This is a genomic window from Pseudonocardia halophobica (assembly GCF_027922425.1).
Taxonomy (GTDB): domain Bacteria; phylum Actinomycetota; class Actinomycetes; order Mycobacteriales; family Pseudonocardiaceae; genus Pseudonocardia; species Pseudonocardia halophobica.
This window is the reverse complement of sequence record NZ_BSFQ01000009.1, coordinates 199,186-216,868: the sequence shown is the minus strand read 5'-3', so window position 1 is coordinate 216,868 and position 17,683 is coordinate 199,186. Positions and strand designations below refer to the sequence as shown.

Genomic DNA, 17,683 nt, shown 5'->3' with positions numbered 1-17,683 from the left:
CGTCTGGGCGCTGCTCCGTGACAACCGCCGCTTCACCACCGAGGCACCGGCCCCCGCAGCCAACGCGGCTTGACACGGTCATTGAAACTCCTCGGGGCGGGTCGTCAGGCGGGAACGGGGACCGGCGTGCGGCGCAGGGCGGCCCGCCGGCGGGCGGTCCACAGTGCGACCGGGCCGAGTACGGCGGCCGCGAGCAGCGGCGAGACGACCATCAGCACCCCCGGTGGTACGAACAGGGCCAGGACCACGCGCAGGCCCGCCTCGGCGAGCAGCGCGCACCCCCACACGATCGTGATCCCCCGGAGCGCGCGACGGAACCCTGGATCCACCCACCGGGCCTCGATGACCTCGGCCGCCCCGGGCCGGCCGCGCAGGAGCAGGACGGGCAGGGGGCGCCGCGCGAGCAGCGAGCCGAGGAACCCCAACCCGATCACCCCGGTCATGAGCGACTCCTTGACCAGCAGGAACGTCGCGCTGTGCAGGAGCAGCGCGCCGGCCACGCTTGCGGCGATCGCACCGAGCGAGAGGGCGGCGAGCACGTCGACCCGCCGCTCGCGCGCGATCCCGACCAGCACGCCGACCAGCGGGAACAGTGCGCCCCAGGCCAGCGCGGTCAGGTCGGACGCCCCGAGCGCGGTGAGCACCCAGTACGCGGCGATCGGGGCGACGATCCCGAGCAGGAGATCGGCCCGGCGCATCGGTCCTCCAAACATGCCGACGACGCTAGGCACGGCCGGGCTTCCGGGCGTCCACCTGCGGGTGGGACCTCGGATCTCCACCCGAGGGTGGACGGCGACGAATTTTCGCGAGTCGCGCTGGCGCCCCCGGCGAGTCGGGAGCTGTGGCCCCCGCGAGTCGGGACTTCCAGCACCGCGAGTCGGGACTTCCAGCACCGCGAGTCGGGAGCTGCGGCACCGCGAGTCGGGAGTCTCGGGTCATCGAGATGCACATGTCGGGAGGGCGCGACCCCGCCGACGCGCGGACCGGCGGAGGAGCGGGCAGGGTGGGGACGTGGACCCGCTCGTCGTCACGGCCGTGCTCGACGAGCCGGCGCAGTCCCGGCTGAACACGTTGCGGCGCAGACACTTCCCTCCCGAACGGAACCATCTCGACGCCCACGTCACGCTCTTCCACGCGCTGCCCGGCGAGCACGAGACACCGGTCGCTGCGGCCCTGACCGACGCGGTTCGGCGGGAGCCGCCGGAGGCCGTCGTCTGTGATCCGCGACTGCTCGGTCGCGGCGTGGCCTTCCGGGTCGACGCGCCCGGGCTGCTCGCCCTGCGCGCCGATCTCGCGCGGGCGTTCGGCCCGTGGCTGACCCGCCAGGATCGCGGGAAGCGCGAGCTGCACGTGACCGTGCAGAACAAGGTGCAGCCGGAGCAGGCCCGGGACCTCCACGCCGCGCTGTCCGGCGACCCGCCCGAGCGCACCGCCGTCGTCGCGCTCGGTCTGTGGCGCTATCGCGGCGGGCCGTGGGAGCCGGTCGCAACCTTCCCCTTCGCGCCATGATCACCAGGAGTCGAGGGCCCGGAATCTCGTGATCATCCGACCCTGAGCCCCCCGCTCGGCGGCGGGAAGGATCAGCGCGTGACCTCCTCGACGAACGCCGAGGCCCGTTCTCGCAGGCCGGCACGGCGCTCGTCGACGGTCAGCCCCGGCGCGGGCCGCAGCGCCGCCGTCGCCTTCTCGACCCGGACGTGGTGACGGCAGCCGAGGTCGGCGCAGACGTACGTCCCGACCGTGTTCCCGTTGCGGCCCTTGCCCCCGCGGCGCGCGGCGGTGAAGAGTGTCGTGCCGCCCGCGCTGTGGGTGGTGCGGCACAGCGCGCACATCGCGGTCGCGCCGACGGCGTTCGACGCGGCGCGGAGCATGACCGCGATCGGCTCGTCGGCGCCCGGGACCAGCAGCACCGCGCGGTCGGGGGCCTTCGCGTCCCGCCAGCCGACGACGTCGTCCAACGTGTCGAGGTCGAGCTCACGGACGTCGGGCGGCAGGGTCAGCCGGCCGGCCTCGCCCTTCGAGCAGTTGGTCAGGACGCGGCGGATACGGGCGTCGGTGGTCATCGTGCGGTCCGTGGTCTCGGGGAGCAGGGCGTGATCACGCTAGGCACCGGGCCCGGCGAGGCGCATCCCTATTCCCGGGCGGACACTTCCCGACCTGCGTAGTTCGGTGACCCGGAGCTCCCGACTCGCGGTGCCGGAGCTCCCGACTCGCGGTGCCGGAACTGCCGACTCGCGGTGCCAGAGCTCCCGACTCACGGTGCCGGAAGTCCCGACTCGCGGTGCCGGAACTCCCGACTCGCGGAACTCGGGTCAGGTGAGGGGGTGGAGGGCTTCCCGGAGGAGTCGCAGGGCGGCGTCCGGGTTGTCCCAGAACACCATGTGCCCGGCGTCCGGGATCTCGACGAGCGAGGCGGCGGGGTTGGTCGCCTCCGCCTCCTTGGCCCCCTCCGCCGTGACGACGGGGGAGTCGGCGCCGTACAGCAACGTCGTCGGGGCCGGGACCGACGGCCAGACGTCGAAGAAGTCCTCGGTCTCGAAGCCCCGGTGGGTCTCCGCGATCGCCGTGCGCGAGCAGCTCGACAGCCACCGCGCCCGCAGCTCCTGCTCCCGCCGCGGCCAGCGTGGCCATGAGCGTGCGACCTCGTCCGCCGTCGTCCCGCGCACGGCCTCGTCGAGCTGGCCGAGGAAGGCCTCCAACGTCGTCGGGTACGGCCCGCGACCCGGCCCGCTCATCGGCGGGTCGACCAGGACCGTGCCGCGCAGGGGCCGGCGCACCGCCGTCGCGGCCACGATCCGCGCGCCCATCGAGTGCCCGACGACGACCGGGTCGTCCAGCCCGTCGAGCACGGCGAGGGTGTCCGAGGCGTAGTCCGCGAGCGTGTACGAGTCCCCGGAGTCGGACAGCCCGCGCCCCCGGACGTCGACGACGACGGGCCGGCCCAGGCCGACGAGCGCCCGCGCCACGAAGTCCATCGTGATCGCCGGGCTCGTGATGCCCGGGACGATCACGATCGGCACGCCGGAGCCGCCGTAGTCGAGCAGGTGCAGCCGGAGGGATCCGTTGCGCACCCACCGGGACGTCGCGGGGACGTCCGCCAGGTCGGCCAGCGCGTCCTGCCGCACGACACGGGTCACTTGAGTCCTCCCACGTACGCCAGGGCGTCGTCGAGCGAGATGACGTCCCCGTACTTCGCCTGGATGTCGAAGAGGTTCGCCTCGGCGGGACCGGAGGCCCGGTCGCCCACGCACTCCCGCGGGACCAGCACCGGATAACCGGACTGCAGCGCGTCCACCGCCGTGGCACGCACGCACCCGCTGGTCGTGGCGCCGCAGACGATCACGGTGTCCGCCTTGAGCGACGCCAGCAGCGCCGCCAACCCGGTGCCGAAGAACCCGGACGCGCCCTTCTTCATGATCAGGTGGTCGGCGTCGCTGTACGGCAACCGCGCGTCGATCTCCACCGCCTCCGACCCGACGGCCAGCGCCCGCATCCCCGGCGCCTTGTCCAGCCAGACCACGGTCTCCATCTCGGCGGGCGTGTACCCGATCGTCGTGTAGACGACGGGGACCTCCACCGAGGCAGCAGCCGTGACCAGCCGCGACGTCGCCGCGACGACGTCGGTCAGGTCCGCTCCCGTCGGGTATGCGGGGTCGGTGAACCCCTTCGTCAGGTCCACGACGACGATCGCGGGCCGCTCGCCGCGACGCACGGGCGCGCCGAAGCCGGCCCGGTCGTAGGTCGCGTCCGTCTCGGACCCGTGCAGACTCATACCCTGCTCCCGGCGAGTTGCTCCTGGAACGCCGCCCGGCGGCGGGAGGCGCAGTCGTCGATCGCCTCCACGATCGTCTGGTAGCCGGTGCAGCGACAGAGGTTCGAGGCGACGACCTCGCGGATCTCCTCGGTCGTGGGTTCCGGCTCCTCGGCGAGGTAGCCCTCGGCCAGCATGAGCATTCCGGGGGTGCAGAAGCCGCACTGCAGCCCGTGGTGCTCGGAGAAGCACTGCTGGAGGTCGTTCAGCTCGCCCTCCGGCGATAGCGACTCCACCGTGCGGATCTCCGCGCCCTCCACCTGCGCCGCGAAGATCAGGCAGGCCCGGGCCGGCGCGCCGTCGACCAGCACCGTGCAGGCCCCGCAGATCCCGTGCTCGCAGCCGACGTGCGTGCCGGTGAGTCCCAGGTCGTGGCGCAGGACGTCGACCAGGGTGCGGCGCGGCTCGATCGCGAGGTCGTGCCGCTCCCCGTTCACGGTGAGCTCCATCAGCTGGATCATGACGTCTCCAATGCGCGGAAGATCGCCTCGCGGGGGATCGGGGTGTCGTCGAGCTCGACGCCGGTGTGCCGCAGGGCGTCGTTGACGGCGTTGAGCACCGCGGCCGGCGCGCCGATCGTGCCGCCCTCGCCCGCGCCCTTGGCTCCGTTCTCGGTGAACGCGCACGGCGTCTCGAGGTGCTCGATCCGCACGTCCGGGATCTCCATCGCGGTCGGGACCTTGTACTCCATGAAGCTCGGGGCGAGCGGCTGGCCGGCGTCGTCGTACCGGACCTCCTCGAACAACGCCCCGGCGATGCCCTGCGCGATCCCGCCCCGCGCCTGCCCCTCGACGACCTGGGGATGGATCGCCACCCCGCAGTCCTCGACGCAGACGTACCGCAGGATCTCGACGCCGCCGGTGCCCGGGTCCAGCTCGACGACGCAGCCGTGCGTCGCGTTGGAGAAGGTCCCGTCGCCGCCGACGTCGAAGCTCGCCGTGGCCGACAGCCCGGGCCCGACGCCCTTGGGCAGCAGGTGCGCCTTCAAGTAGGCCACGTCCGCGATGTCCGCGTACGACAGCCAGGACGAGCCGACCCGGACGCCGCCGTCCTCCAGCACCGCCGCCTCCGGATCGCCGGAGAGGAGGTGCGCCGCGATCTCCCGCAGCTGGTCGCCGAGCTTCACCGACGCGGCCGCGACGGCACTGCCGCCGATGGTGATCGACCGTGAGGCGAACGAGCCCCAGCCGTAGGTGATCCGGTCCGTGTCACCCTGGACGATCTTCACGCGGTCGTACGGGACGCCGAGCCGGTCGGCGACGATCTGCGCCATCGTGGTCTCGTGGCTCTGCCCGTGCGACAGCGTGCCCGTGGTGACGGAGACCGTGCCGTTGAGGTCCATCCGGATCTCGGAGAGGTCGAAGCCCGGCACGACCTGCATCTTCCGCTGCGCGAAGGCGCCGGAACCGTAGCCCGTCCGCTCGGAGAAGCAGGCGAAGCCGATCCCGATCACCTTGTTGTCGTCCGAGCGACGGGAGAACCAGCCCTCCTCGCGCAACGTCGCCTCGCAGAGGTCGAGCGACTCCAGGTAGGAGCCCGGGTCGTAGGTGATGTTGTTGACGCCCGTGTACGGGAAGACGGTGATCACGTTGCGGCGCCGCAGCTCCACGGCGTCCATCCCGAGCGCCCGGGCGGCCTTCTCGAAGATCCGCTCGACCACCATCACGTACTGCGGCCGGCTCACCCCGCGGTAGGGCGCGGTCGGCGCCTTGTTCGTGGTGACCGCCCGACCACGCACTCGATAGGCCGGCACGCGGTAGACGCTCGGCATCTCGGCCGACGCCATCAGCGGCTCGATACCGGCCGTGAACGGGTAGCAGGAGTAGGCGCCCATGTCGCAGACGACGTCCGCGTCCAGGCCGAGGATCTCGCCGTCGGCGGAGAAGGCCGCGCGGACGGTGTAGCGCTGCTCGCGGGCGAGGAAGGCGGCGGTGAGCGCGTCGCGCCGGTCCTCGATCCACTTGACGGGCCGGCGCAGGCGCAGCGCCGCGGCCGCGGCGGCGATCTCCTCGCGCCCGACCACGCACTTCTGCCCGAACCCGCCGCCCATGTCCGGCACGGTCACCCGGACCTGCTTCTCGTCCAGCCCGACGCACCGCGCCAGCACCGTCCGCACCTGGTGGGGCACCTGCGAGCAGGTCTGCACACGCAGCTGCTCGTCCCGGTCGTCCCAGTCGGCGACGACGCCGCGGGTCTCCAGCGGGAGCGCGTTCTGCCGGCCGGTCTTGCTCCGGACCTCGACGACCACGGGAGCCGAGGCGAACACGTCGTCGATGCCCTCGGTGGCGAAGAGCGAGACGTCGACCAGCGTGTTGCGCGGGGCCTCGGCGTGCACCAGTGGGGCGTCCTCCGCCAGGGCCCCGAGATCGGTCACCACCGGCTCGAGCGGCGCGTACTCCACGACGGCCGCCTCGACGCCGTCCTCGGCCGCGTACGGGTCCTTCGCGACGACGACCGCGATCGGCTCGCCGACGTACCGGACCTTCCCGCGGGCCAGGACCGGCATGGCGGTGGGCACGAACTCGTGCGGCGGGCGGTCGAGCTCCGCCGTGATGTCGGCCAGGTCCAGGTCCGCCGCGGTGTAGGCGGCGACCACGCCTGGTGTCGCGCGGACCTCGTCGAGGTCGACGGCGAGCAGGTCGGCGTGGGCCTCGGTGCTGCGGACGAACTGGGCGTGCAGCATGCCGGGCAGGGTGATGTCGTCGACGAACCGGCCGCGGCCGGCCAGCAGCCGCGGGTCCTCGCGGCGCGGGACCGAGGCGCCGACCCAGGCGCCGTCGCGGCGAAGGTGTGGATCTCTCGGGGGCGGTTCAGCAGCCACAGGAGGCCTCCTCGCAGGCGCGTTCGACGAGCGTGCGGACCAGTCCCCGGCGGTAGTGCGCGCTGATCCCCGGCTCGTCGCGCAGCTCAAGGGAGCCGGCGACCGCATCGGCCCAGCTCACCGGGGGTCGTGAGTGCGAAGTGCCGCTAGAGGGGCAGTCGGCACTCACGGGGGTGGGACCGACGCCGCCCAGCACCACCCGGTCGGCGTCCAGGTCGACGGCCGCCGCGACCAGGGCGAAGTCGCCCTTGCGGTCGGCGTACTCGGTCAGCGCGGCCCGGGGGGCGGGGCGGGGGAACACGAGCTCGACGATCAGCTCGTCGGGCTCCAGGGCGGTGGTGAAGGGGCCCAGGAAGAACTCCCCGGCCGGGATCTCCCGGCGGCCGGCCGGGCCCTCGGCGACGATCCGGGCCTCCAGCAGGACGGCGAGCAGGCACCACTCCGCGGTGGCGTCGGCGTGCGCGATGCTGCCGCCCACCGTGCCGCGGGTGCGGATCGGCAGGTGCCCCACCCAGCGCATCGCCCGGGACAGCACGCCGAAGTCCCCGAGCTCCGCCTTCTCGACGGCGCGGTGCGTGGTGAGCGCCCCGATCCGCAGGGTGTCGCCCTCCCGCCGGATCCCGGAGAGCCCGTCGATGTGCGTGATGTCGACCAGGTGCTCGGGGCGGGCCAGCCGGAAGTTCATCATCGCGACCAGGCTCTGGCCCCCGGCGACGACCTTGGCGTCGTCGCCGAGCTCGGTGAGGAGCCCCACCGCGCCCGCCACGGAGCGGGCGCGGTGGTACTCGAAGGCGGCGGGCTTCACGAGCGGACGGCCCCGGTGGCCGGCGAGGCGTCCGAGGCCGGCGCCTCGGCCCCGGTGACCTCCTCGGACCCGGTGATCCGGTCGAGCTCGCGGCCCTTGGTCTCCGGCGCGCCGACCGCCATGTAGATCACGGCACCGAGCACCACGACCGCCATCAGCGCGAAGGTCAGTGGGAGGCCCAGGATCGGCCAGAGCACGCTGCCGAAGATCAGCGGCACGAAGCCGGTGACCGCGCGGCTCATCGACGAGGCCCAGCCGAAGCCGCTGGCCCGCAGCTCGGTCGGGTAGAGCTCGGAGACGTAGGCGTACATCACCGGGATGACCACGAGGGCGAAGAACCCGAACACCGCGATCATCGCGATGGCGGCCGTCGACGAGCCCAGGACCAGCGAGAAGACCAGCAGCGCGACGGCGGCGAGCGGGGCGGCGACGCCGATCACCCACTTGCGGCCGACCACCTCGACGAGCAGCACGGAGGTGATCACACCCAGGATGCCCACCGCGTTCATGACGGTCGTGGAGCCGAAGGCCGCGACCTCGCCCATGCCCTGCGCCCGCAGGATCGACGGCATCCAGGACAGCGCCGCGTAGTAGACGACCATGACCGAGATGAACAGGGCCCAGGCCACGCCGGTGACGACCGGGTTGTAGGCCCACACCAGGCGGAGCTGGTCGAACGCGGCCGTCAGGCCCTTCTTGCGCGACGCGGCGGCCTCCGGCACCACGGCCGGGATCTCGTACGGCTCGGGCGTGGCGCCGGTGCGCCGGACCATGTCGTCGATCACGGCGCGGGCCTCGGCCTCGCGGCCGGTCCGGGCCAGGTAGAGCGGCGACTCCGGCACGCCGCGGCGCACCCAGAACAGCAGGATCGCGGGCAGCACCATCAGCGCGAGCATCCAGCGCCAGTTGCCGCCGACGGGCACGAGGAACGTCGCCGTGACGCCGGCGAGCGTGGTCCCGATCGGCCACCAGCCGTCCATCGCGGCCAGCACCCGGCCGCGCTGCTTCTTCGGCGAGAACTCGCTGACGATCGCGTAGTCCACCGGGATGCAGCCGCCCAGCCCGACGCCGGCCAGGAAGCGCAGCACCAGGAAGACCTCCCAGCTCGGCGACAGCGCGCCCAGCACGGAGAACAGCGCGAAGATCATCAGGGTGATCGAGAAGGCCTTCTTGCGGCCCATCCGGTCGGCGATCGTGCCCCAGGCGATGGCGCCGACCGCCATGCCGATCAGGTTGGCCGTCGCGACGAGGCCGCGCTGGCCGGTGGAGAGCCCGAACTCGGTGCCGAGCAGCGGGGTGAGGAAGCCGTTCAGGGAGACGTCCCAGGCGTCGAACATGTACCCGAGACCGCCGATGACGAAGATCCTTCCCTGCACCCCCCACTTCCACGGGAGGTCCTGGACGACCTGGTCGCCTGTACGCATGATGTGCTCCGGTTCCGGTGGGGTGCGGTCAGCGGGCGAACGGGTAGGAGTGGGACTCGGTGTCGGGGTCGTTCAGCGGCGAACCGCCCCAGAGCCAGTCGTACGAGACGTCCGACTCACCCCGGAAGTCGGCCAGCTGCGCGTCGCGTCCGCGCTGCTCCGGGCCGTCGGGCAGGTGGTAGAAGCGCATGTTCTCGAGGGAGGCGTCCTGGACCATGCCGGCGTGCGTGGCCCGGCGGTTGACGTAGCGGATCAGTGCCGCGTCGATGCCGTCGCGGGTCACGGCGCCGAGCTCCTCGGCCAGGACGGCGGCGTCCTCCATCGCCTGCGACGCGCCCTGGGCCTGGTAGGGCAGCATCGCGTGGCAGGCGTCGCCGAGCAGGGCGACCCGGCCGTCGACCCACACCGGGTCGCGCCGGCGGCGGAACAGCGCCCACTTCGACGCGTCCCCCTCGGCCTTGGAGAGCATGGCCGCGACCCGGTCGTCCCAGCCGGGGAAGGCGTCGACGAGCTCGTCCGCCGTCGCCGGGAGCGTCCAGGCGTCGGTGGTGTCGAGCGTGTTCGGGACGACCGCGACCACGTTGAGATGTTCCCCGCCGCGGACGAAGTAGTGCACGAGGTGCCGCTCGGGCCCGTACCAGATCGTGGAGTGGAAGCGGTCGAGCAGGAAGCGGGTCGCGGGGTCGGCCGCGATCTTGTCGCCGGGGATCAGCGCGCGGTAGCACATCTCCCCGGAGAAGACGAGCGTGTCGTCGAAGCCGGCGGCGTCGCGGACCCGCGAGCGGATGCCGTCCGCGCCGACCAGGACGTCGCCGGCGAAGCGCCGGCCGTCCGCCGTGACGGCGACGGGGCGGGCCGGGTCCGTGCGGTCCACCTCCGCGACGCCCGAGTCGGTGTGGACCTCGGTCGCCGGGCCCGGGCCCTCGGGGTCCAGGCACGCGTCGAGCAGGATCCGGTGCAGGTCGGCTCGGTGGTAGTGCCAGTACGGCGCGCCGTACTCGCGCACCACCCGCTCGCCCAGCGGCAGCGAGGCGATGATGCTGCCGTCCTGCCAGCGCCGGCGCACCTGGTCGGTGGGCGCGGTGCGGATGGCCTGCATCTTCTTCCGCAGGCCCAGCCCGAACAGGATGCGGCTGGCGTTGGGCGCGGTCTGGATGCCCGCGCCCACCTCGCCGAGCTGGGCCGCCTGCTCGAGGACGACCGTGCGCAGCCCCCGCCGACGTAGCGCGAGCGCGGTGGTGAGACCACCGAGCCCGCCGCCGACGACGGTGACCGTGAACGACTGGCTGGCCACGTGCCCTCCCGGGTGAGATCCATTCTGGACGGTGCGCCGTCCCCGCCGGTGCCGCCGTGATCCGGCAGCTCAGGGCGATGCCGTGCGCCGCCCGTTGAGATAATCCGAACACTGACGATCCCGGAGCGCAAGGGGTCACGCAAGCTGTAACGCGTCAGAAACCGGGAAACACGGGTCGGCAACACCTGCGGGTCGCGCCGTGGGCCTCCGCGGGTCGCGCTGTGGGTTCCGGCGGGTCGCGCTGTGGGTTCCGGCGGGTCGCGCTGTGGGTTTCGGCGGGTCGCCAGCTCCCGGCCCGCGATGCGGGAAGTGTGGGCTCGCGAAGCTCAGGCCCCGACTCGCGGGAGCCCAGACCCCGACTCGCGGATCAGTCGTCGACCAGGGACTCCCAGTGCTCGGCGATGCCGTTGAGCCGGGTGAGCAGCGCGGTCTCCTCGGCGTGCTCGATGCCGCGCATCAGCAGCTTGTCGAGCGCCCGAGCCTTGTCGTAGGCCTGCTGCAGGGTGGTCGAGCCCGTCTCGGTGAGGTGCAGCAGCCGCTTGCGCCCGTCCTCGGGCGGCGTGACCCGTGTGATCAGTCCGCGGTCCTCGAGTCGGCGCACGATGCTCGCCATCGTGGACCGGTCGAGCGCGACGGCCCGGGCCAGCGACCCCTGCTCGACGCCGGGGTAGGCGTCGACCGCGGTCAGCACCGCGAACTGCGGGCCGGTGAGGAGCGGGTCGACGTGGCGCTGCCAGGCCGCGGTGTAGGCGCTGTGCAACCGCCGCGCGACGTACCCCGGCGCGGCGAGGAGGGCCTCCGGCGCCGGGAGCTGCTCCGGGCCGGCCTGTGCGCGCTCGTCACCCACGGCCTCCATTCGACCACGTGTGGTGCGACGGGGTCGCGGCGACCGGCGCAGAGCCCGTCGACGCCGAAGGCGGTGTCGCCGCTCGTTCGGACGTTCCACAGATCGTTGACGCTCAGCCTCAGCGTTGTAGAGTGTCGGGTACCACCGCACGAGGTATCCCTTCCCGACCTGGCAGCGACGACAGGAGGCCCGGAGTGAGCGACCCGTCCGGCGAGGAGCAGGTACCCGAGGTCTCCTTCGCCACGTCGCCCGACGCGTACCGGCACTGGCGGCTCGAGGTCGACGGCGAGGTGGCCACGCTGACCCTCGACGTCGACGAGACGGCGGGCATCGTGCCGGGCTACGAGCTGAAGATGAACTCGTACGACCTGGGCGTGGACATCGAGCTCTACGACGCCACCCAGCGGCTGCGGTTCGAGCACCCCGGCGTGCGGGCCGTGGTCGTGACCAGCGCGAAGGACAAGAACTTCTGCGCGGGCGCCAACATCCGGATGCTGGCGCAGAGCTCGCACCCGTGGAAGGTGAACTTCTGCAAGTTCACCAACGAGACCCGCAACGGCATCGAGGACGCCACCGAGAACTCCGGCCAGACCTGGATCGCGGCGGTCAACGGCACCGCGGCCGGCGGCGGCTACGAGCTCGCCCTGGCCTGCGACGAGATCCTGCTGATCGACGACAACTCCTCCGCCGTCTCGCTGCCCGAGGTCCCGCTGCTGGGCGTGCTGCCCGGCACCGGCGGGCTGACCCGGGTCACGGACAAGCGCAAGGTGCGCAAGGACCGGGCGGACGTGTTCGCCACCCGCGCCGAGGGGATCCGCGGCAAGCAGGCCGTGGAGTGGAAGCTCGTCGACGAGACGATCCCGAAGCGGGTGTGGGCCGAGACGGTGGCCGAGCGGGCGCGGGAGGCCGCCGCCGCGTCGTCCCGGCCGACGGACGCGCAGGGTGTCGCGCTGCCCCCGCTGGAGCCCGACGTGACGGCGGACGGGATCGCTTACCGGCACGTCAAGGCCGAGTTCGACCGCGCCCGCGGCCTCGTGGAGATCACCGTGTCCGGGCCGGACGGCGGGGTGCCGGAGTCCCTGGAGCGGGTGCACGAGCTGGGCGAGGCGTTCTGGCCGCTGGCCATGACCCGCGAGCTCGACGACCTGATCCTGCGGCTGCGCGCCAACGAGCTCGAGCTGGGCACGTGGCTGGTCCGCACGCGCGGCGAGGTCGAGGACGCGCTGGCCTTCGAACGGCTCATCGCCGAGCACTCGAAGGACGACTGGCTGGTCAACGAGATCCGGCACTACTTCAAGCGGGTGCTCAAGCGGCTCGACGTGACCTCGCGGTCGCTGATCGCGCTGATCGAGCCCGGCTCCTGTTTCGCCGGCGCGCTGCTGGAGCTGGCCCTGGCCTGCGACCGGCAGTACATGCTCGACGGGACCCTCGACGAGGACGACTCCGAGCAGGGCGACGAGGCCCAGATCATGTTGTCGGCCGGCAACTTCGGCGCCTTCCCGATGGGGAACGGCCTGTCCCGGCTCGCCAGCAGGTTCTGGGGCGACGACGACCACGTCGCCAAGCTGCGGCAGGAGACCGACCGGCGGATCGAGGCCCGCGAGGCCCTCGAACTGGGCCTGGTCACCGACGCGCCGGACGACATCGACTGGGACGACGAGATCCGGATCATGCTGGAGGAGCGGGCGTCGCTGTCCCCGGACGCGCTGACCGGCATGGAGGCCAACCACCGGTTCGTCGGCCCGGAGACGATGGAGACGCGCATCTTCGGGCGGCTGACCGCCTGGCAGAACTGGATCTTCGTGCGGCCCAACGCCTCCGGTCCGGAGGGGGCGCTGCGCCGCTACGGCACGGGACGCAAGGCCGAATTCGATCGCAAGCGGGTGTGAGCACATGAGCATCGACTACTCCGAGAAGATCCCCAACAACGTCGACCTCGCGAGCGACCGCAAGCTGCAGCGTGCGCTGGAGTCGTGGCAGCCGAACTTCCTCAACTGGTGGAAGACGATGGGCCCGGCGGTCCCGACGCAGGACGTCTACCTGCGCACGGCGGTCGACGTCGGCAAGGAGGGCTGGGCGCAGTTCGGGCACGTCGCCATGGAGGAGTACCGGTGGGGCGTGTTCCTCGCCGAGCGCGGCGACGACCGGCGGATCGCCTTCGGCGAGCAGAAGGGCGAGCCGGTCTGGCAGCAGGTGCCCGGTGAGTACCGCGCCGACCTGCAGCGGCTGATCGTGATCCAGGGCGACACCGAGCCGGCCTCGGTGGAGCAGCAGCGCCGCCTGGGCGAGACCGCCCCGTCGCTCTACGACCTGCGCAACCTCTTCCAGGTCAACGTGGAGGAGGGCCGGCACCTTTGGGCGATGGTGTACCTGCTGCACGCCTACTTCGGCCGCAACGGCCGCGAGGAGGCCGAGGCGCTGCTGCAGCGCAACTCCGGCGACGTCGACAGCCCGCGCATCCTCGGGGCGTTCAACGAGGAGACGCCGGACTGGCTGTCCTTCTACATGTTCACGTACTTCACCGACCGGGACGGGAAGTACCAGCTCGGCACGCTGAAGGAGTCCGCCTTCGACCCGCTCTCGCGCACCTGCGAGTTCATGTTGAAGGAGGAGGCGCACCACATGTTCGTGGGCACCACCGGCATCGACCGGGTGGTCACGCGGACCTGCGAGCTGATGCGCGAGCACGACACCGCCGACGTCGCCCCGCACGGCGGCATCCCGCTGGACGTGATCCAGAAGTACATCAACTTCCACTACTCGGTGTCGCTGGACCTGTTCGGCTCCGAGCAGTCCACGAACGCGGCCAACTACTTCACCGCCGGCCTGAAGGGCCGCTGGCAGGAGGAGCGCCGCAAGGACGACCACCGGCTCACCGAGGACGCCTTCACCATCGACACCGTCAAGGACGGGCGGATGACCACCGACGAGGTCTCCGCGCTGCTCGCGCTCAACCTCGACCTGCGCAACGAGTACGTCAAGGACTGTCAGTCCGGCCTCAAGCGCTGGAACCGCATCCTGGCCAAGAACGGCTTCGACGAGTCGCTGTACCTGCCGCACGTCGGCTTCAACCGGCAGGTCGGGCTGTTCTCCGAGCACAACGTCACGCCCTCGGGCGAGGTCGTCGGCGAGGACGCGTGGAAGGCCAAGGAGGACTCCTGGCTGCCCAGCGCCGGCGACAAAGCGCACGTGCAGAACCTGATGCGCCCGGTCTACGAGCCCGGCAAGATCGCCGGCTGGATCGCCCCGCCGACCAACGGCATCAACGGCCAGCCCTTCGACTACGAGTACGTCCACTTCGCGTGACCCGTGAGCGGCAACTGCCCCTAGAGGGGCAGTTGCCACTCACGACCACGGCCGACCAGCGACGATCCCGTTGCGGCGGGGTCACGGCGCCTCGACGGGCCGGCGGTCGGGGTGCCCGGTGAACTGCGCCGGATCGCCCGGCGGGTCCGACGCGATCCCGATCAGCGCCATGTGGGCGATGGCCCAGCCGTCGCCGCGGCGGACGAGGCGCTGGGTGTAGCGACCCCAGAAGTGCCAGACGGCCTCGCCGGCGGAGTGGTACGCGTAGAGGCTCGCGGAGATCCGGGCGGTGTCGCCGGCGACGTCCACCAACGGGTTGCTCGCGTGGTGGCTGGTCCGCTCCCAGGCGGACAGGGCGGTCCGCAGGTACCGCACGATGTCCGCCGGTCCGCGGTGCTCGGTGTTGAGGATGTCGTAGACGCCGTCCTCGGTGAACAGGGCGCCGACGGCGTCGACGTCCCCGGCGTCGACGCGGTCGAGGTAGGTGTACAGCGGGCGCAGCGGGTCGTCGGTCACGACGTCGCTCCTCTCAGGGGTGTTCAGCGCGCGGTGTAGCCGCCGTCCGCGGCGAAGACACCGCCACTGATTCAGGACGACTCGGGGGAGAGCAGGAACAGGGCGAAGGCGGCGATCTCGGCGGGGGTGCCCAGGCGGCCCAGCGGGTAGCCGCGCGCCGCCCGCTCCCGCATCGCGTCCATCGAGCCGAACGTGGCGTCCCCGCCGCGCCCGGCGTACGTGCGCTCCACCAGCGGGGTCCAGACGGTACCGGGGCACAACGCGTTGGCCCGGATCCCCTCGCGGCCGTAGTCGACGGCGATCTGCCTGGTCAGGGCGGTCACGCCGCCCTTGGCCGCGCTGTAGGCAGCCAGGTCCGGTACGCCCGTGAGGGCCGCGGTGCTGGCCTGTGTGACGATCGAGCCGCCGCCCGCGGCGAGCATGGCGGGGAGCACCGCGCGGATGGTGAGCCAGGTGCCGGTGAGGTTCACGTCGAGCACCCGGGACCACCGCGCGTGGGTGAGCTCGTGGGCGCGCCCTGCGCCGTCGATCCCGGCGTTCGCGTAGAGGCCGTGGATCCGGCCGAAGGCGTCGACGGCCGCCGCGGCCATCGCGGCAACCTGGGCCTCGTCCGTGACGTCCGTGGCCACGGCGAGGCCGCCGGTCTCCTTGGCGACCTGCTCGACGGCGTCGGCGTCGCGATCGGCGAGGACGAGGTCCGCCCCCTCCGCGGCGAAGGCCTCGGCGGCCGCCCGGCCGATCCCCGACCCGGCCCCGGTGACCACGACGGCGAGGCCGCGCAGCCGGTCACCCACGGCCGGAGATCACCCGCTGGTACTCGGCCGCCTCCGCGGGATCGGCCGCCTCCAGCCCCATGACCGCGCCGAACATCTGGCCGGCCACCCCGACCAGGCAGACGAACGCGACCAGCTCCACGATCTCGTCCTCGGTGAACTCCTCGCGCAGGACGTCGAACTGGGCGTCGGTGATCCCGGCGGGGTCCTGCGCGATGAGCTGGGCGAAGGCCACGGCGAGCGACTCGCGCCGGTCGGTGGCGCCGGGACGGTCGCCGGTGTCCAACGACGCGCAGTACTCGCACCCGATCTCACCCGCGGTGGCCCGGCGCAGCGCCTCCTTGAGCGACCCCGGCAGCAGCCCGTGGAACCGGGTCGCCGCGTCGAGCCGGGCGAAGGCCTTCAGGATCTCGGGGCGCCGGCCCATCGTCCTGGCCAGGACGCTGTTGGTGACCGCGTTGCCGGACTCGTCGACGGGCAGCGGCGTGATCCGCGGCATGTTCCCACCTCCCTCGGTGTGGGCCCGACACTGCCAAACGGTCGTTTGACACTCAACCGCGATCACCTGTTCGGCCGAGGAGGCCGCGCTCTAGTCGCGGTAGACGGCGGGGCGGCGCTCCTTCGCGGCGGCCAGGGCCTCGTCGAGGTCGGCCGAGATCAGCGTGCCCGCGTTCCAGGTGGCGACCTGGTCCAGCGCGTCGGCCACGGTGTGGTCGCGGGCGTAGGTGATCGCGTGCTTGGTGCCGCGCAGGGCGAGCGGCGGCTTGGCGGCGAGCGACGCGGCCAGCTCGGCGACCCCGGTGGCGAGCGCCTCGGCATCGGGGTACACGCCGTTGACCAGCCGCAGGCCGAGCGCCTCGCCGCCGCTGACGGTCCGGCCGGTGTAGGCGAGCTCGCGGGTCACGCCCTCGCCGACGATCCGCGGCAGCCGCTGCAGGACGCCGACGTCGGCCACCACGGCCATGTCGATCTCCTTGACCACGAATCGCGCGTCCTCGGTGCTGTACCGCAGGTCGCAGGCGGTGGCGAGGTCCATCCCGGCGCCGACGCACGCCCCGTGCACGGCCGCGATCACCGGCACCCGGCACCGCTCGACGCTGGTGATCACGTCCTGCAGGTCGAGGATCGTGCGGCGCAGGGCCTCGGCCGCCCGTCCCGCGCAGTCCGCGCCGGCGCGCAGGCTGCCGAGCATCTCGAGGTCGATGCCGGCGCAGAAGTGCTTCCCGTTGCCCGCGATCACCACCACGCGGACGGTCGGGTCGGCGTCGAGCGCGTCGACGGCCGTGCGCAGCTCCGACCAGAGCGTCCGGTTCAGCGCGTTGGCCTGGGCGGGCCGGTCGAGCCGCAGCTGCGCGACGCCGTCCTTCGCCTCCACGGTGAGCGTCTCGAACTCCATGGTGTCCTCTCGCGGGTACCGGTCAGGTTCGACCGTCGGTGAGCATCTGCCGCGCGAGCCGCTTCCACAGGTCCAGGTGCGGGTCCGTGGTGGGGTCGCGCGGGTCGATCGCGTAGGTCAGCGCCACGCCGCGCATGCTGGTGAACATCAGCTCCCGGACGTCGTCGAACGCCGGGTGGGTGGAGTGGACCGGCCCGAACAGCGCCGCGACCACGTGCTGGATCGCCAGGCCCAGCCGCCGCTCCTCCGGCAGCAGCTCGGCGCGCAGGGTCTCGTCCGTGCGGGCGGCCGTCCACAGCTCCATCGCGGCCCAGAAGTAGGGCTGGCGGAAGGTCTCCCAGAGCAGCTCGACCGCCCGGTCGATGCGCTCGGCGCCGCTCGCGGTGGCGTGCGGCCAGCTCTCCATGTCCGTGATCCGCTCGACGGCGAGGTGCTGGGCGGCGGCGACGAGCAGCGCGGTCCGGGAGGGGAAGTGGTGCAGCAGCCGCCCGCGGGAGACCCCGGCGCGCTCCTGGATGGTCACGGTGGTGGCGCCGGAGTAGCCGTCCTCCATCAGGCTGCGCACGGCGGCGTCGAGGATGAGCGCGTGGCTGCTGGCCCGCCGCTCGCCCTGGGTGCGACGCGGGGTCGGTGCGGCCATGCCCGGGAGGGTAGTCGGCCGCGGCCGGGTTTCCCGGCACGACCGACTGT

General features: G+C 72.5%; 18 protein-coding genes. 3 read left to right on the top strand and 15 right to left on the bottom strand.

The genetic code is table 11. The annotated features are described in order from the left end of the window. Positions 1 to 104 precede the first annotated feature (104 nt). The gene (locus PKE99_RS13930; RefSeq protein WP_156067732.1) at positions 105 to 713 is read right to left on the bottom strand and encodes a VC0807 family protein; all 609 of its coding nucleotides are present in this window, start codon (positions 711 to 713) and stop codon (positions 105 to 107) included. A gap of 298 nt (positions 714 to 1,011) precedes the next feature. Here PKE99_RS13930 and PKE99_RS13925 point away from each other — a divergent pair, with 298 nt between their 5' ends. Next, positions 1,012 to 1,509 carry a 2'-5' RNA ligase family protein gene (locus PKE99_RS13925; RefSeq protein ID WP_037048397.1) on the top strand — a complete coding sequence of 166 codons (498 nt, stop codon included), beginning with the start codon at positions 1,012 to 1,014 and terminating at the stop codon, positions 1,507 to 1,509. Between the two features lie 71 nt (positions 1,510 to 1,580). Here PKE99_RS13925 and PKE99_RS13920 read toward each other — a convergent pair whose 3' ends face one another. The 9 genes from PKE99_RS13920 to PKE99_RS13880 form a co-directional block, all read right to left on the bottom strand. Beyond that, positions 1,581 to 2,063 (bottom strand): FBP domain-containing protein, encoded by a 483-nt coding sequence (locus PKE99_RS13920; protein ID WP_051737750.1) that lies wholly within the window; start codon positions 2,061 to 2,063, stop codon positions 1,581 to 1,583. 249 nt (positions 2,064 to 2,312) lie between these two features. Next, entirely contained in the window at positions 2,313 to 3,137 is an 825-nt protein-coding gene (locus PKE99_RS13915; RefSeq protein WP_037048398.1) for an alpha/beta fold hydrolase, read from the bottom strand. After that, a complete protein-coding gene (locus PKE99_RS13910) occupies positions 3,134 to 3,772 on the bottom strand; it encodes an isochorismatase family protein (RefSeq protein WP_037048399.1) in 639 nt (212 codons plus the stop codon). The genes PKE99_RS13915 and PKE99_RS13910 overlap by 4 nt, the downstream gene beginning before the upstream one ends. Next, a complete protein-coding gene (locus tag PKE99_RS13905; RefSeq protein WP_037048400.1) occupies positions 3,769 to 4,272 on the bottom strand; it encodes a (2Fe-2S)-binding protein in 504 nt (167 codons plus the stop codon). Before PKE99_RS13905 ends, PKE99_RS13910 begins: the two co-directional genes overlap by 4 nt. Next, positions 4,269 to 6,632, bottom strand: coding sequence for a xanthine dehydrogenase family protein molybdopterin-binding subunit (locus PKE99_RS13900; protein ID WP_037048401.1), 2,364 nt, complete (start codon positions 6,630 to 6,632; stop codon positions 4,269 to 4,271). Before PKE99_RS13900 ends, PKE99_RS13905 begins: the two co-directional genes overlap by 4 nt. Further along, positions 6,622 to 7,437: an FAD binding domain-containing protein gene (locus PKE99_RS13895; protein ID WP_037048403.1), complete on the bottom strand. Its 816-nt coding sequence runs from the start codon at positions 7,435 to 7,437 to the stop codon at positions 6,622 to 6,624. Before PKE99_RS13895 ends, PKE99_RS13900 begins: the two co-directional genes overlap by 11 nt. Next, entirely contained in the window at positions 7,434 to 8,861 is a 1,428-nt protein-coding gene (locus PKE99_RS13890) for an MFS transporter (protein WP_037048404.1), read from the bottom strand. The genes PKE99_RS13895 and PKE99_RS13890 overlap by 4 nt, the downstream gene beginning before the upstream one ends. A 28-nt stretch (positions 8,862 to 8,889) precedes the next feature. Further along, positions 8,890 to 10,155, bottom strand: coding sequence for an FAD-dependent monooxygenase (locus PKE99_RS13885; RefSeq protein ID WP_037048407.1), 1,266 nt, complete (start codon positions 10,153 to 10,155; stop codon positions 8,890 to 8,892). A gap of 367 nt (positions 10,156 to 10,522) precedes the next feature. Further along, the gene (locus PKE99_RS13880) at positions 10,523 to 11,011 is read right to left on the bottom strand and encodes a MarR family winged helix-turn-helix transcriptional regulator (RefSeq protein WP_037048411.1); all 489 of its coding nucleotides are present in this window, start codon (positions 11,009 to 11,011) and stop codon (positions 10,523 to 10,525) included. A gap of 185 nt (positions 11,012 to 11,196) precedes the next feature. Here PKE99_RS13880 and boxC point away from each other — a divergent pair, with 185 nt between their 5' ends. Further along, positions 11,197 to 12,891, top strand: a complete 1,695-nt coding sequence (gene boxC / locus PKE99_RS13875; RefSeq protein WP_037048415.1) for a 2,3-epoxybenzoyl-CoA dihydrolase — start codon at positions 11,197 to 11,199, stop codon at positions 12,889 to 12,891. Positions 12,892 to 12,895: 4 nt separating this feature from the next. After that, a complete protein-coding gene (gene boxB, locus PKE99_RS13870; protein WP_037048418.1) occupies positions 12,896 to 14,308 on the top strand; it encodes a benzoyl-CoA 2,3-epoxidase subunit BoxB in 1,413 nt (470 codons plus the stop codon). A gap of 81 nt (positions 14,309 to 14,389) precedes the next feature. Here the strand turns inward: boxB and PKE99_RS13865 are convergent, their stop codons facing one another. The 5 genes from PKE99_RS13865 to PKE99_RS13845 all read right to left on the bottom strand — a co-directional run bounded on the left by PKE99_RS13865 (position 14,390) and on the right by PKE99_RS13845 (position 17,633). Then, the gene (locus PKE99_RS13865; protein ID WP_051737751.1) at positions 14,390 to 14,824 is read right to left on the bottom strand and encodes a nuclear transport factor 2 family protein; all 435 of its coding nucleotides are present in this window, start codon (positions 14,822 to 14,824) and stop codon (positions 14,390 to 14,392) included. 71 nt (positions 14,825 to 14,895) lie between these two features. Beyond that, entirely contained in the window at positions 14,896 to 15,618 is a 723-nt protein-coding gene (locus PKE99_RS13860) for an SDR family NAD(P)-dependent oxidoreductase (RefSeq protein WP_051737752.1), read from the bottom strand. Next, positions 15,611 to 16,096, bottom strand: a complete 486-nt coding sequence (locus tag PKE99_RS13855) for a carboxymuconolactone decarboxylase family protein (protein WP_051737753.1) — start codon at positions 16,094 to 16,096, stop codon at positions 15,611 to 15,613. Before PKE99_RS13855 ends, PKE99_RS13860 begins: the two co-directional genes overlap by 8 nt. Positions 16,097 to 16,186: 90 nt before the next feature. Further along, on the bottom strand, positions 16,187 to 16,993 hold the full coding sequence (locus PKE99_RS13850) for a crotonase/enoyl-CoA hydratase family protein (RefSeq protein WP_037048421.1): 807 nt from the start codon (positions 16,991 to 16,993) through the stop codon (positions 16,187 to 16,189). A 22-nt stretch (positions 16,994 to 17,015) separates the two neighbouring features. Further along, on the bottom strand, positions 17,016 to 17,633 hold the full coding sequence (locus PKE99_RS13845) for a TetR/AcrR family transcriptional regulator (RefSeq protein ID WP_037048423.1): 618 nt from the start codon (positions 17,631 to 17,633) through the stop codon (positions 17,016 to 17,018). Between the last annotated feature and the right edge of the window lie 50 nt (positions 17,634 to 17,683).